Genomic DNA, 13,102 nt, shown 5'->3' on the forward strand with positions numbered 1-13,102 from the left:
CAATCGGCAGCCACAAAAAAGCCCGACCCCTTCAACGGGCCGGGCTTTTGTTTGCGTCGCAGGATTACTCGGCGCGTTTGACCAGGCGGACCGCCAGTACGTCGCACGGCGCACCGTGCAGCACGTCATTGGCGGTTGAGCCCAACAGTAGCGACAGGCCGTGACGGCCGTGGCTGCCGACTACGATCAGGTCTACGTGATGTTCCTTGGCCAACTGGTGAATTTCCTGGCGCGGCTGGCCGTAGGTCAGATGACTGTCACCGGTTTTCACGTCAGGGTATTTCAACTTAAGTGCTTCAAGCTTTTCCTTGGCCTGATCGAATTGCTGTTGTTGCAGCTGCGAGAGGTCCATTGGCACATCGCCGCCAAAGGCCATGGCCATGGGTTCGACGATGTGCACCAGCGACAGCTTGGCGTTGGTGCCCAGCGCAAGCTTGATGGCACGCTTGATAACGGGATCGCACTCTTCAGTGAGGTCCACGGCTACCAAAATATGTTCATAGGACATGGGATGTTCCTTCTGAGGTCTGCGATGGTGTTGATTATGGCTCTTTTCACGCGCCTCATGGCACGCCTTCATGTTTTACCCGTCGCTCCCCGCGACAGGGGCATACACATATGACGGTGTGGATAGTGCTGTCAATCATTGCCGTCATATTAAGCCCTTTGGTATGGCTCAGACCATCGCGCTCCCAGAGCGGTCGCATGGCCATGCGGATGGAGGCACGGCGCATGGGACTGGCCATGCAGCTGATCCCACAGGAATGGCCCCATTGGCTGCCCGTCGAGCCCCCGAGCCCGTGCGCGCAGTATCACCGACCTCGCACGGCCCGCGAGCCGGATGTGTGGACGTACTGGCAGATGACCCCCGGTGAGTGGGTCAACCAATGGCGCGAGCCGTGTGAGGATGCCCGCTTGCAGGCGCACTTTCAGACGCTGCCCGCCGACGTCTACAAAGTCGAAGCTGGCAAGCAGCTGATTGCCCTTTATTGGGCCGAGCGAGGCGAGTCGGAAGTGTTGCAGCGCATTGCTGCCGTGCTGAAAGCGTTGGCGTGACGGCGGCAAGGGCAAATCGCAGGCATTAAAAAGCCCGATAACAACATCGGGCTGGGGGTTGGCCAGGCAGGCCGTAATTCGTGGTGCTCTGCGGTGCAATACCGCAGAAGACGTGCCGATTCGTTTCACATCACTTCCGAAAAAACGACCCGTCTTGATGCGCAGTGCACAGAATGTAGACCTTCTTGGTGCATTTGTCTGCGGTGGATCCCATTATTTTCCAGGATTTGCGTACCGGTCGTCGCTTCTCGCGTTTACTCCCCCAGCCTGTCCGTTGAACGCAATCATTACGCTGAATGCTGCCTTATCACCTGTGTCTTTTGCCTGTGATTTGCCGGTTTTGTCCGCTGTCTGCTGAATTGACAATTGCTGGAATATGGCAGAAGGTAGGCGCACCCAAATCAAACGGGCGTATGAATTGAGCGTTTGCCGTAGGAATGCTCTGACAGACGCCCGAATCGTGTCGACGGGGTGCCTGGCGTTTGGTGTTCGCATTGACGGAAACGTCTTTGCCTGCCGCCGGATTTCAGCGTCTGACGCGTATTGTTCAGCTTCCATATCGTGGAGATCAGTTGATGATTTACGAAGGTAAAGCCATCACGGTTAAGGCTCTTGAAAGTGGCATCGTCGAATTGAAATTCGACCTCAAGGGTGAGTCCGTCAACAAGTTCAACCGCCTCACCCTCAATGACCTGCGCCAGGCCGTCGATGCCATCAAGGCTGACGGGTCGGTCAAGGGCGTTATCGTCACCAGCGGCAAGGACGTGTTCATCGTCGGCGCCGACATCACCGAATTCGTCGACAACTTCAAGCTGCCGGACGCCGAACTGGTCGCCGGTAACCTTGAAGCGAACAAAATCTTCAGTGACTTTGAAGACCTCAACGTGCCGACCCTGGCTGTCATCAACGGTATCGCTCTGGGTGGCGGCCTGGAAATGTGCCTGGCGGCGGATTTCCGTGTCATGTCCACCACGGCCAAGATCGGTCTGCCAGAGGTCAAACTCGGCATTTACCCGGGTTTCGGCGGCACCGTGCGCCTGCCACGTTTGATTGGTGTCGATAACGCCGTCGAATGGATCGCCTCCGGCAAAGACAACCGCGCCGAAGATGCCCTGAAAGTGGGCGCCGTGGACGCGATCGTCGAGCCGGGCAAACTGCAGGATGCCGCGCTGGACCTGATCAAGCGTGCCATTTCCGGCGAGTTTGACTTCAAGGCCAAGCGTCAACCGAAGCTGGACAAGCTCAAACTCAACGCCATCGAGCAAATGATGGCCTTCGAAACCGCCAAAGGTTTCGTCGCCGGTCAAGCGGGCCCTAACTACCCGGCCCCGGTCGAAGCCATCAAGACCATCCAGAAAGCCGCGAACTTCGGTCGCGACAAGGCGTTGGAAGTCGAAGCCACCGGCTTCGTGAAAATGGCCAAGACTTCGGCTGCCGAAAGTCTGATCGGCCTGTTCCTGAACGATCAGGAGCTGAAAAAGAAAGCCAAGATCTACGACGAAGTCGCCAAGGACGTGAAGCAGGCTGCCGTACTCGGCGCGGGCATCATGGGTGGCGGCATCGCCTACCAGTCGGCGCTGAAAGGCACCCCGATTCTGATGAAGGACATTCGTGAAGAGGCCATTCAACTGGGCCTGGACGAAGCGTCGAAGCTGCTGGGCAAGCGTGTCGAGAAAAACCGTCTGACCCCGGCGAAGATGGCCGAAGCGCTGAATGCGATTCGTCCGACGCTGTCCTACGGCGATTTCGGTCACGTCGACCTGGTCGTCGAAGCCGTCGTCGAGAACCCGAAAGTCAAACAGGCCGTACTGGCCGAAGTGGAAGCGCAGGTGGGTGAGAACACCATTCTGGCATCCAACACCTCGACCATTTCCATCAGCCTGCTGGCCAAGGCGCTCAAGCGTCCAGAAAACTTCGTTGGCATGCACTTCTTCAACCCGGTGCACATGATGCCGCTGGTGGAAGTCATCCGTGGCGAGAAGTCCAGTGAAGTCGCGGTCGCGACCACCGTGGCCTACGCCAAGAAAATGGGCAAAAACCCAATCGTGGTCAACGACTGCCCGGGCTTCCTGGTCAACCGCATCCTGTTCCCATACTTCGGCGGTTTCGCCAAGTTGGTCAGTGCCGGTGTGGATTTCGTGCGCATCGATAAAGTCATGGAAAAATTCGGCTGGCCAATGGGCCCGGCGTACCTGATGGACGTGGTCGGCATCGACACCGGCCACCACGGTCGCGACGTCATGGCCGAGGGTTTCCCGGATCGCATGAAGGATGATCGCCGTTCTGCCGTGGACGCGTTGTACGAAGCCAATCGCCTGGGCCAGAAGAACGGCAAGGGCTTCTACGTCTACGAGACCGACAAGAAGGGCAAGCCGAAGAAAGTCGTCGACGCCTCCGTGCTGGAAGTGCTCAAGCCGGTGATTTACGAGCAGCGTGAAGTCACCGACGAGGACATCATCAACTGGATGATGATCCCGCTGTGCCTCGAAACCGTGCGTTGCCTGGAAGACGGCATCGTCGACACCGCCGCCGAAGCCGACATGGGCTTGATCTACGGCATCGGTTTCCCTCCGTTCCGTGGCGGTGCGCTGCGTTACATCGACTCGATCGGTGTCGCTGAATTCGTTGCCCTGGCGGACCAATACGCTGATCTGGGCGCTTTGTACCACCCCACTGCGAAGCTGCGTGAAATGGCCAAGACCGGCCAGCGCTTCTTCGGCTAAGTGCCCAACGAACAGGTGAGAATATGAGCTTGAATCCGAGAGACGTCGTGATTGTCGACTTCGGTCGCACACCGATGGGCCGCTCCAAGGGTGGCATGCACCGCAATACCCGCGCCGAAGACATGTCGGCGCACCTGATCAGCAAACTGCTGGAGCGCAACAGCAAGGTCGACCCGGCAGAAGTCGAGGACGTGATCTGGGGCTGCGTCAACCAGACCCTGGAGCAGGGCTGGAACATCGCGCGCATGGCGTCGCTGATGACTCAGATTCCGCACACGTCGGCGGCACAAACCGTCAGCCGTCTGTGCGGCTCGTCGATGAGTGCGCTGCACACTGCGGCTCAGGCGATCATGAGCAACAACGGTGACGTCTTCGTCATCGGCGGGGTCGAGCACATGGGCCACGTCGGGATGATGCACGGCGTCGACCCGAACCCGCACATGTCGCTGTATGCCGCCAAGGCCTCGGGCATGATGGGCCTGACCGCTGAAATGCTCGGCAAGATGCACGGCATCACCCGTGAAGCCCAGGACGCGTTCGGCGTACGTTCGCACCGTCTGGCCCATCAAGCGACCGTGGAAGGCAACTTCAAGGACGAAATCATCCCGATGCAAGGGTATGACGAGAACGGTTTCCTGAAGATGTACGCCTTCGACGAAACCATTCGCCCAGAGACCACGCTGGAAAGCCTGGCCGCCCTGAAGCCTGCGTTCAACCCGAAAGGCGGCACCGTGACAGCGGGTACGTCGTCGCAGATCACCGACGGCGCATCGTGCATGATCGTCATGTCCGGCCAGCGTGCGATGGACCTCGGCATTCAGCCGATGGCGGTGATCCGCTCCATGGCCGTGGCGGGTGTGGACCCGGCGATCATGGGTTACGGCCCTGTTCCAGCGACCCAGAAAGCGCTCAAGCGCGCGGGTCTGAGCATTGCTGACATCGACTACTTCGAACTCAACGAAGCCTTCGCCGCCCAAGCCTTGCCGGTACTGAAAGATTTGAAAGTGCTCGACAAGATGGACCAGAAGGTTAACCTGCACGGCGGCGCCATCGCCTTGGGTCACCCGTTTGGTTGCTCGGGGGCGCGGATTTCCGGCACCTTGCTCAATGTGATGAAGCAGAAGGGCGGCACCTTGGGTGTGGCCACGATGTGTATTGGTCTCGGCCAGGGCATCACAACGGTGTTCGAACGCGTTTAATCGGCATGAGTGTTCAAGCCGGGGCCACGTGCCCCGGCTTTTGTGTTTTTCAGGAAATGTTTTTTTTTGAAGTTTTTTTCGCGTCCGTTCGAGAGGTCCACCGCATGCCGTTGAAGCCAGGTCTCTACCGTCATTACAAAGGCCCCGAGTACCGTGTATTCGGTGTCGCGAAGCATTCTGAGACCGAAGAAGAAGTCGTGTTCTATCAGGCGCTGTATGGTGAATACGGCCTCTGGGTTCGTCCTTTGACGATGTTTCTGGAGTCAGTCGAGGTTGACGGCGAGCACGTGCCACGCTTTGCTTTGGTCACGGCCGAACCTGACCTTTTTTCAAGGTCGTAAGGCGAGACCTTGCAGTAGCCTCTGCTTGACCTCACCTTGTAGCCACTATATATAGCGGGGCCTCGACGGCTCTGACGTCTTTTTTTCTCGCATTAGGAATTTTCCGATCCATGGGCAAATCGCTGGTCATTGTGGAATCCCCGGCTAAGGCCAAGACCATCAACAAGTATCTGGGCAGCCAGTACGTGGTGAAGTCGAGTATCGGCCATATCCGAGACCTGCCCACCAGCGGTTCGGCTAGCGCTGCGAAAGAACCTGCCGCCAAAAAGGGCAAGACAGCTTCCGAAGCGCCTGCATTGACGCCCAAGGAAAAGGCCAAGCGCCAGCTCGTGGCTCGCATGGGCGTCGATCCGGAGCATGGCTGGAAAGCCAAGTACGAGATCTTGCCTGGCAAGGAAAAGGTGATCGACGAGCTGCGCCGCCTGGCCAAAGATGCCGACACCATCTATCTCGCGACGGACTTGGACCGCGAAGGGGAAGCCATTGCCTGGCACCTGCGTGAAGCCATCGGCGGTGACGACGAGCGCTACAAGCGCGTGGTGTTCAACGAAATCACCAAGAAAGCCATTCAGGAAGCGTTCTCCAAGCCGGGCGAGCTGGACATCGACCGCGTCAACGCCCAGCAGGCCCGCCGTTTCCTCGACCGCGTCGTGGGTTACATGGTCTCGCCGCTGCTCTGGCAGAAGATTGCCCGTGGTCTGTCTGCCGGCCGCGTCCAGTCCGTGGCCGTGAAACTGGTCGTGGAGCGTGAGCGCGAAATCCGTGCGTTCAACCCGGAAGAATATTGGGAAGTGCACGCCGACCTCGGCACCGCGAAAGGCGCCAACGTGCGTTTCGAAGTGGCGCGGGAAAACGGCGAGGCCTTCAAGCCGCTGAACGAAGCGCAGGCGATGGCCGCGCTGGAAAAGCTCAAGGCGTCTGCCTACAAGATCGCCAAGCGTGAGGACAAACCGACCAGCAGCAAGCCGTCGGCGCCGTTCATCACGTCCACGCTGCAACAGGCCGCGAGCAACCGCTTGGGCTACGGCGTGAAGAAAACCATGATGATGGCCCAGCGTTTGTACGAAGCGGGTTACATCACGTACATGCGTACCGACTCGACCAACCTGTCGGCCGACGCCGTGGCCATGGCCCGCACCTACATTGAAACCGAGTTCGGCAAGAAGTACCTGCCGGACGCGCCGATCGTCTACAGCAGCAAGGAAGGTGCACAAGAGGCTCACGAAGCGATTCGTCCTTCCGACGTCAACACTCATCCGAGCAAGCTGACGGGCATGGAACGCGATGCCGAGCGTCTGTACGAGCTGATCTGGCGCCAGTTCGTGGCCTGCCAGATGCCGCCTGCGCAATACCTGTCCACCACTGTCAGCGTGGCGGCGAGTGAGTTCGAGCTGCGCGCCAAGGGCCGCATCCTCAAATTCGACGGTTACACCCGTGTGCTGCCGCAGATGAGCAAGCCCGGTGATGACGACGTGCTGCCAGACATGGCTCAGGGCGACGTGATGAAGCTGATCAAGCTCGACCCGAGCCAGCATTTCACCAAGCCGCCTGCGCGCTATTCGGAAGCGAGCCTGGTCAAGGAGATGGAAAAACGCGGCATCGGTCGTCCTTCGACTTACGCGGCGATCATCTCGACGATTCAGGACCGTGGCTACGTGGCGCTGCACAACCGCCGCTTCTACTCCGAGAAGATGGGTGACATCGTCACTGAGCGCCTGTCGGAGAGCTTCTCCAACCTGATGGACTACGGCTTCACCGCCGGCATGGAAGAGAACCTCGATGATGTGGCCCAGGGCGAGCGTGACTGGAAAAACGTGCTCGACGAGTTCTATGGCGACTTCAAGAAGAAGCTGGAAGTGGCCGAAGCCACGGGCAGCGGCATGCGGGCCAACGAGCCGGTGATGACCGATATCCCGTGCAAGGTGTGCGGCCGTCCGATGCAGATTCGTACCGCGTCCACGGGCGTTTTCCTCGGTTGCTCGGGCTACAGCCTGCCGCCGAAAGAGCGCTGCAAGGCCACGGTCAACCTGACGCCGGGCGACGAAATCGCCGAAGACGACGAGGGTGAGTCGGAATCCCGCGTATTGCGTGGCAAGCACCGCTGCCCGATCTGCAGCACGGCGATGGATGCCTACCTGCTCGACGAGAAACGCAAACTGCACATCTGCGGCAACAACCCGGATTGCGCAGGCTACGAGATCGAAGAGGGCACCTACCGCATCAAGGGCTATGAAGGCCCGAGCGTCGAGTGCGACAAGTGTGGCGGCGAGATGCAGCTCAAGACCGGCCGTTTCGGCAAGTTCTTCGGCTGCACCAATTGCAAGAACACCCGCAAGCTCCTGAAAAGCGGCGAAGCGGCGCCACCGAAAATGGACCCGGTGAAAATGCCGGAGCTGAAGTGCGAGAAGGTCGACGACACCTACATTCTGCGCGACGGCGCGTCGGGGCTGTTCCTGGCCGCCAGCCAGTTCCCGAAAAACCGCGAGACCCGAGCGCCGCTGGTGCTGGAAATCGTGCCGCACAAGTCCGAGATCGATCCGAAGTACCACTTCCTGTGCGAAGCCCCACAGAAAGACCCAGATGGCCGTCCGGCAGTGATTCGTTACAGCCGTAAGTCCAAGGAGCAGTATGTGCAGACTGAAGTGGAAGGCAAGCCGACCGGCTGGCGTGCCTTTTACGACGGCGGCAAGTGGAAGGTCGAAGACAAGCGTTGATCGCTCGCGTGTGAGCTGCTAACGCGGCTGGCAAGCGCCCGCGCTTTGCGTTAAAAGAATCCCTCGGTGGCCGGCCTGCGCATCGAGGGATTTTTTTCCCTGGCGGATTCGTTACAACACTTTATCGATGGGGAGACCACTGACATGGCTCACGAACTCTATACCCGCACCAACCAAAAGCTGTTCTTCGCAGGCTTGGCGCTCGAATCCATGGCCAAGGCGAAAGAAAGCCGCGCCATGAACGCCCAAGGGCTTGAGCAGGCGGAACGCGAGTCGGCAATCTTTCATCTCTATGGTGCGCTGCTGGGTTTGTGCCATGAAATTGCGGGTTTCTATCGCCTGCCCAACGCCAGCACGGCCCGCGCCGAGGACTTGCTCACCCCTCAAGTGCTGGAAGCCATCGCAATCCCTGAAATGGGTGAGTTGGTGGAATTGGCTCAGCAGCGCGAAACCTGGCTGGCGCAACTGCTGGCGTCCTACAACGCGCTGTTTCAGCCGCCCCGTGCCCCGAAAAAACCCAAAGGCGATGTGACCCAGCCGTTGATCATTTCCGTGGGCGCCGAAGACGAAGTCGAGCCCGAACTGACTCGCGAAGAAATGGAGAGCTGGCGCCAACAGCTGAAAAGCCTGGCGATCCGATTCCGTGAAGGGCTGAGCGAGTGTTAAGGCATTGTGATCGGTGGGCTAGGGCCTGAGTCATCAGGCTGTTACAATGCCCGCCTTTCGTGGAGAACTGTCCTGATGCCAACCTCTTTTCTGGAAATTGTAGAACTGCCTGACGGCCGCATTGAGCTGCGCCGCGCCGAAGATGAAGGGTCGCTGGTGACCTTGAATTTCTCTGAGGACGCCAAGGCATTTCTGCATGGCCAACACGTCGAAGTCGCCAAGGCGATGCTCAGCGTGGGCGTGCAAATGGCCGGTCGCCTGGCCGAAGGCGAACTGACCAAAGAAGAAGAGGGGCCTCGCGTCCTGCACTGATCCTGTTCTGGATCAGCCTCGTATTACCCTTTCTGCTGGCTTCTCTGTTTGACGAGAGGCCCGGCGCGTGCCTGTTTCCGACGGTTACGCCCGTACCGATCAGCTCAGGCGAATAGCCTCAGCCCAGGCGAATATTCAAACTCTGCGCATCCCCGACACGCGCTGCGCTGATCAATTGCTGGCGCGCGGTGCTCGGCAGCGGGTTGATCCAGCTCACAACGGTATGGCTGCGGCCCAGTCGCAAGGCTTCCCGTGTCAGCTCCAGCGCGCTTTGCGTGCCTCTCGGGTGCATCAGGATAATGCGTTCCCGGTTTAGACCCGCGTCTCGCAGCCAGGCTTGCGTCACGCTCGACGGTGGCGCGATCAGCGTCAGCCAGCGATCATTTCGGTCCTGGCTCAGGTCGCGCAAGATCGGCGCGAGGAGGTTCAGGCAGTTTCCGGCAGCGCCGCGCAACGACAATTCACTGAAGACTTCGGGTTCGTTGCTCCACGGTGCCTCGACGACGTCTTCGAGGACCGGAATCTGGAGCAGCGGCACGTCGAGCAGCGGCATGGCAGGGGCCATGAAGGCTTCGAACAGCGGCAGTTGTGCATGTTGTTGCGGTGTCTGTGGGAACTGCATAAACGTTCTCCTTAGCGGCGAATCACGCCGACGCTCAGCCCTTCGATGACCAGATCCTGATCTTTCAGGTTGACTTCGATGGGGGCGAATTCAGGGTTTTCTGCGATCAGCCAGACTTTGTTGCCTTCCCGCTTGAAGCGTTTGACGGTCACTTCATCGCCGATCCGCGCCACGACGATCTGGCCGTTGCGGGCTTCGCGGGTGGTGTGAACGGCCAGCAGGTCACCGTCGAGAATGCCGACGTCCTTCATGCTCATGCCGTGAACACGCAACAGATAGTCGGCACTCGGATGAAAGAAGGCGGGGTTGATGGCCAGGGATTCTTCGATGTGCTGCTGGGCGAGGATGGGGGCACCTGCGGCAACACGACCGATGATAGGCAGGCCACTGTCGTCTGCCTTGGCTTCGAAGCCAGGAATGCGAATGCCACGGGACGCGCCCGGGGTCATTTCAATGGCGCCTTTGCGGGCCAAGGCCTTGAGGTGTTCTTCAGCGGCGTTGGGGGATTTGAACCCCAGTTCCTGAGCGATTTCCGCACGGGTGGGCGGGTAGCCGTTGTCTTCCAGACAGCGTTTGATGAAGTCCAGGATTTCAGCTTGGCGTGACGTCAGTTTGATCATGTGAATCGCTCTGTCTTTTTATACAGTGACTGGGATTATATACAGTGATCGCGTCTTGGCAATCATCCTTTTCATGCGGCTTGACCGACCGTCGCCGAGAGAACGGATCCGCCGGGCGGGAATGATGGCTTGGGGCCGCGATTTATATGATTAAATGCCGTGACTGATCAGACAGAAAACGAACAGCCGAGGGTTGACAGCCTGACGGCTGAAACGTATGTTTCAAACAAGTGTTTGTCAGGCGAAGAACCCATGGCTCAGTCGGAAACAGTTGAACGAATTCTGGATGCTGCGGAGCAGCTGTTTGCGGAGAAGGGGTTTGCCGAAACCTCGCTGCGGCTGATCACCAGCAAGGCATCGGTCAATCTGGCGGCGGTGAATTATCACTTCGGTTCCAAGAAGGCGCTGATTCAGGCGGTGTTCTCGCGCTTTCTAGGGCCGTTCTGCGCCAGCCTCGACAAGGAGCTGGAACGTCGGCAAGCCAAGCCCGAACACAAGCCCACCCTTGAAGAGTTGCTGGAAATTCTCGTCGAGCAAGCGCTGGTGGTGCAACCCCGAAGCGGCAATGATTTGTCGATTTTCATGCGCCTGCTGGGCTTGGCGTTCAGTCAGAGCCAAGGCCACCTGCGGCGTTATCTTGAAGACATGTACGGCAAGGTGTTCCGCCGCTACATGGTTCTGGTCAACGAAGCCGCCCCCCGTATTCCTCCCATCGAACTGTTCTGGCGCGTGCACTTCATGCTCGGCGCGGCCGCGTTCAGCATGTCCGGCATCAAAGCACTGCGGGCGATTGCCGAGACCGACTTCGGTGTCAACACCTCGATTGAGCAGGTCATGCGTTTGATGGTGCCGTTCCTGGCAGCTGGCATGCGTGCCGAAACCGGTGTCACCGACGCGGCGATGATCAGCGCGCAGCTCAAGCCTCGCAGCAAAAGTTCGGCCCCGGCGCCCGCCAAGGTCTGATTCCCCCTCACCGGGTGCCGTGCATTTGCATCGCACCCGACGATCCCGCACCATGCCCCATTGGGCAATGGTTGTTGAAGGATCTTTCTATGCATTCTGGCCTGCATGGCTCCCTGATGGTGGATATCGCCGGTACCTGGCTGACGTCCGAAGACCGTCAGTTTCTGCGTCAGCCCGAAGTGGGCGGCCTGATCATTTTCGCGCGCAACATCGAAAGTCCACGGCAGGTCCGTGAGCTGAGCGCGTCCATTCGTGCGATTCGTCCTGACCTGCTGCTGGCAGTCGATCAGGAAGGAGGGCGGGTTCAACGTCTGCGTCAGGGTTTCGTCCGTTTGCCTGCGATGCGGGCGATTGCTGACAACCCGAATGCCGAATTCCTGGCCGAGCAGTGCGGCTGGCTGATGGCGACCGAAGTGCTGGCGGTCGGACTCGACCTGAGTTTCGCACCGGTGCTGGACCTGGATTATCAGCGCAGTGCGGTGGTGGGCAGTCGGGCGTTCGAAGGCGATCCGGAGCGTGCAGCGCTGTTGGCTGGCGCTTTCATCAAGGGCATGAACGACGCGGGCATGGCGGCGACCGGCAAACATTTCCCCGGGCACGGTTGGGCGGAAGCGGACTCCCACGTCGCGATTCCCACCGACGAGCGCAGTCTTGAGACCCTGCGAGGCAGCGACCTGGTGCCGTTCGCTCGTCTGAGCAAACAGCTGGCGGCCGTGATGCCCGCCCACGTCATTTACCCGCAAATCGACAATCAGCCCGCTGGCTTTTCACGCCGCTGGTTGCAGGACATTCTGCGCGGCGAGCTGGGCTTTGACGGGGTGATTTTCAGCGATGACCTGTCCATGGCAGGTGCGCATGTGGTGGGCGACGCCGCGAGCCGCATCGAAGCGGCACTGACCGCAGGCTGTGACATGGGGCTGGTGTGCAACGACCGGGCGGCCGCCGAGCTGGCACTGAGCGCTGCCCAGCGGATGAAGATCACGCCACATGACCGGATCGGCCGCATGCGCGGTCAGGGCCTGGCCACGACCGAATACCGTCAACACCCACGCTGGCTCGCGGCGCTGACAGCGTTGCGTGCGGCTCAACTGATCGACTGAGGATTGGCCATGACGGTTTACGCGATCATCGGCGGCACAGGGCTGGCGCATCTGGAGGGCCTGACGATTCGTCAGTCTCTGGCCATGAGCACGCCCTATGGCGAGCCGTCGGGCGAGGTTCAGCTGGGCGAGTTTGGCGGGCGAGAAGTAATGTTTCTTGCCCGCCACGGCCATCCCCATCGTCTGCCACCGCACAAGGTCAACTACCGCGCCAACCTGTGGGCGTTGAAGCAGGCCGGGGCGCAGGCGATTCTGGCGGTCAACGCGGTGGGCGGTATTAACGCTGACATGGTCACGGGACATTTTTGCGTGCCCCATGATCTGGTGGACTACACCAGTGGTCGCGAGCACACCTATTTTGCCGATGATCTGGAGCGGGTCACCCACATCGATTTCACCCAGCCGTACAGCCAGGCGCTGCGCGAACGGTTGATCGATGCTTTGAAAACCGAAGGTGGCCCGTTCAGCGATTACGGCGTCTACGGCTGCACTCAGGGTCCCCGTCTGGAAACCGCCGCTGAAATCCTGCGGCTGGAGCGCGACGGCTGTGACATCGTCGGGATGACCGGCATGCCAGAGGCCGCGCTCGCGCGCGAGCTTGAGCTGAATTACGCCTGCCTTGCGCTGGTGGTTAACCCCGCAGCGGGCAAATCGTCCTCCGTGATCACCATGGCCGAGATTGATCAGGCCCTGCAAAACGGCATCGGCACGGTCAAGTCGGTGCTGGCGCGGGTTTTGAACGCGGCCTGATGCGGGATGAAGGTGGGCGCCCGCAAGGGGCGCCTG

13 protein-coding genes are annotated in these 13,102 nt (G+C 59.7%); 10 read left to right on the forward strand and 3 right to left on the reverse strand.

The annotated features are described in order from the left end of the window. Window positions 1-64: 64 nt before the first annotated feature. Window positions 65-508, reverse strand: a complete 444-nt coding sequence (locus ACWKWE_RS13605) for a universal stress protein (RefSeq protein ID WP_166597305.1) — start codon at window positions 506-508, stop codon at window positions 65-67. Window positions 509-618: 110 nt separating this feature from the next. Between ACWKWE_RS13605 and ACWKWE_RS13610 the strand changes: the two genes are divergently transcribed. From ACWKWE_RS13610 to ACWKWE_RS13640, 7 genes are all read left to right on the forward strand, one after another. Next, window positions 619-1,056, forward strand: coding sequence for a hypothetical protein (locus ACWKWE_RS13610; RefSeq protein ID WP_483850808.1), 438 nt, complete (start codon window positions 619-621; stop codon window positions 1,054-1,056). A 575-nt stretch (window positions 1,057-1,631) separates the two neighbouring features. Further along, window positions 1,632-3,779 (forward strand): fatty acid oxidation complex subunit alpha FadB, encoded by a 2,148-nt coding sequence (gene fadB, locus ACWKWE_RS13615; RefSeq protein ID WP_483850809.1) that lies wholly within the window; start codon window positions 1,632-1,634, stop codon window positions 3,777-3,779. A gap of 23 nt (window positions 3,780-3,802) precedes the next feature. Continuing rightward, window positions 3,803-4,978: an acetyl-CoA C-acyltransferase FadA gene (gene fadA, locus ACWKWE_RS13620; protein WP_483850810.1), complete on the forward strand. Its 1,176-nt coding sequence runs from the start codon at window positions 3,803-3,805 to the stop codon at window positions 4,976-4,978. Window positions 4,979-5,082: 104 nt separating this feature from the next. Further along, complete coding sequence (locus ACWKWE_RS13625; RefSeq protein ID WP_166597309.1) at window positions 5,083-5,319, forward strand: DUF1653 domain-containing protein; 237 nt, start codon at window positions 5,083-5,085, stop codon at window positions 5,317-5,319. Window positions 5,320-5,429: 110 nt separating this feature from the next. Continuing rightward, window positions 5,430-8,033, forward strand: coding sequence for a type I DNA topoisomerase (gene topA, locus ACWKWE_RS13630; protein WP_166597310.1), 2,604 nt, complete (start codon window positions 5,430-5,432; stop codon window positions 8,031-8,033). A gap of 144 nt (window positions 8,034-8,177) precedes the next feature. Next, window positions 8,178-8,699, forward strand: coding sequence for a DUF6586 family protein (locus ACWKWE_RS13635; protein ID WP_166597311.1), 522 nt, complete (start codon window positions 8,178-8,180; stop codon window positions 8,697-8,699). Between the two features lie 75 nt (window positions 8,700-8,774). Next, the gene (locus ACWKWE_RS13640) at window positions 8,775-9,011 is read left to right on the forward strand and encodes a hypothetical protein (RefSeq protein ID WP_166597312.1); all 237 of its coding nucleotides are present in this window, start codon (window positions 8,775-8,777) and stop codon (window positions 9,009-9,011) included. A 118-nt stretch (window positions 9,012-9,129) separates the two neighbouring features. On the opposite strand, the gene sulA is transcribed toward ACWKWE_RS13640, so the two are convergent. Together sulA and lexA are read right to left on the reverse strand one after the other, a co-directional pair. After that, window positions 9,130-9,633 carry an SOS-induced cell division inhibitor SulA gene (sulA, locus tag ACWKWE_RS13645; protein ID WP_166597313.1) on the reverse strand — a complete coding sequence of 168 codons (504 nt, stop codon included), beginning with the start codon at window positions 9,631-9,633 and terminating at the stop codon, window positions 9,130-9,132. Between the two features lie 11 nt (window positions 9,634-9,644). Next, window positions 9,645-10,253 carry a transcriptional repressor LexA gene (lexA, locus tag ACWKWE_RS13650; RefSeq protein WP_166597314.1) on the reverse strand — a complete coding sequence of 203 codons (609 nt, stop codon included), beginning with the start codon at window positions 10,251-10,253 and terminating at the stop codon, window positions 9,645-9,647. A 252-nt stretch (window positions 10,254-10,505) separates the two neighbouring features. On the opposite strand from lexA, the gene ACWKWE_RS13655 reads away from it, so the two are divergent. The 3 genes from ACWKWE_RS13655 (at window position 10,506) to ACWKWE_RS13665 (ending at window position 13,066) form a co-directional block, all read left to right on the forward strand. Beyond that, window positions 10,506-11,216, forward strand: coding sequence for a TetR/AcrR family transcriptional regulator (locus ACWKWE_RS13655; RefSeq protein ID WP_166597315.1), 711 nt, complete (start codon window positions 10,506-10,508; stop codon window positions 11,214-11,216). Between the two features lie 101 nt (window positions 11,217-11,317). After that, complete coding sequence (gene nagZ / locus ACWKWE_RS13660) at window positions 11,318-12,316, forward strand: beta-N-acetylhexosaminidase (protein ID WP_178115756.1); 999 nt, start codon at window positions 11,318-11,320, stop codon at window positions 12,314-12,316. Window positions 12,317-12,325: 9 nt separating this feature from the next. Then, window positions 12,326-13,066, forward strand: a complete 741-nt coding sequence (locus tag ACWKWE_RS13665) for an S-methyl-5'-thioinosine phosphorylase (protein WP_166597317.1) — start codon at window positions 12,326-12,328, stop codon at window positions 13,064-13,066. Window positions 13,067-13,102 lie beyond the last annotated feature (36 nt).

It is taken from the genome of Pseudomonas salicis, assembly GCF_057128705.1.

Bases quoted from the DNA above. Each gene is read 5' to 3' on its own strand.
- ACWKWE_RS13655 (WP_166597315.1), top strand. From the start codon at position 10,506: ATGGCTCAGTCGGAAACAGTTGAACGAATTCTGGATGCTGCGGAGCAG.
- fadB (WP_483850809.1), top strand. From the start codon at position 1,632: ATGATTTACGAAGGTAAAGCCATCACGGTTAAGGCTCTTGAAAGTGGC.
- lexA (WP_166597314.1), bottom strand. From the start codon at position 10,253: ATGATCAAACTGACGTCACGCCAAGCTGAAATCCTGGACTTCATCAAA.
- ACWKWE_RS13625 (WP_166597309.1), top strand. From the start codon at position 5,083: ATGCCGTTGAAGCCAGGTCTCTACCGTCATTACAAAGGCCCCGAGTAC.
- ACWKWE_RS13610 (WP_483850808.1), top strand. From the start codon at position 619: ATGACGGTGTGGATAGTGCTGTCAATCATTGCCGTCATATTAAGCCCT.
- ACWKWE_RS13605 (WP_166597305.1), bottom strand. From the start codon at position 508: ATGTCCTATGAACATATTTTGGTAGCCGTGGACCTCACTGAAGAGTGC.
- ACWKWE_RS13665 (WP_166597317.1), top strand. From the start codon at position 12,326: ATGACGGTTTACGCGATCATCGGCGGCACAGGGCTGGCGCATCTGGAG.
- sulA (WP_166597313.1), bottom strand. From the start codon at position 9,633: ATGCAGTTCCCACAGACACCGCAACAACATGCACAACTGCCGCTGTTC.
- ACWKWE_RS13635 (WP_166597311.1), top strand. From the start codon at position 8,178: ATGGCTCACGAACTCTATACCCGCACCAACCAAAAGCTGTTCTTCGCA.
- topA (WP_166597310.1), top strand. From the start codon at position 5,430: ATGGGCAAATCGCTGGTCATTGTGGAATCCCCGGCTAAGGCCAAGACC.
- fadA (WP_483850810.1), top strand. From the start codon at position 3,803: ATGAGCTTGAATCCGAGAGACGTCGTGATTGTCGACTTCGGTCGCACA.
- ACWKWE_RS13640 (WP_166597312.1), top strand. From the start codon at position 8,775: ATGCCAACCTCTTTTCTGGAAATTGTAGAACTGCCTGACGGCCGCATT.